We start from the raw sequence: 548 nt of genomic DNA, 5'->3' as shown, positions 1-548 counted from the left end.
CGCCTGGCACGACTGACCCTCCCCCGGGTGGGGGCGCGGGCGGAGTCCTCCTGCACCCCTCGGGCCCGTTGCCGGCGCCTCTTCGCCGGGGGTGGGTGTTCCTGGGGTTGGAGCGTGCGGGCGGAGCTTTCCCGCACCCCCTCGGCGCTCGGGGCGGGAGCCTGGAGGCAGGTTCCCTGCAGGGTCCGTGCGACCCCGCCGGTTGGGGCTCCGCTTCGGACCGGGCGCCTCAACGCCGGAGGGGGCTCATTCGGAGTCCGTCCGGCGACTGAGGACGGAGACACCGGCCCGCCCGGCTGTACCGGGAGGATCCCGGGGTTCGCCCCCAGGCCCCGCTCCTTGGGCCCCGGGGAGAGGCTCATGGGGGTTGCCCCTGTACCGAGCCCCGGCTCGTGGGCCCCGGCGCCGCCGACGGCCCGCAGGCTCTGCGGGCTCATGACGTAGGCCACGCGCCTGGCGCACCTGGGGCCCGGGGGTTCCCCGTACCTCCGGCAAAGCGCCGTCCCCCCGGAAAGCGCCCGCGCATGGAAGAGGGCCCGGCGCCGTCC

It is taken from the genome of Streptomyces sp. NPDC054841, assembly GCF_053611045.1.
Note: the sequence above shows the minus strand (reverse complement) of the source record.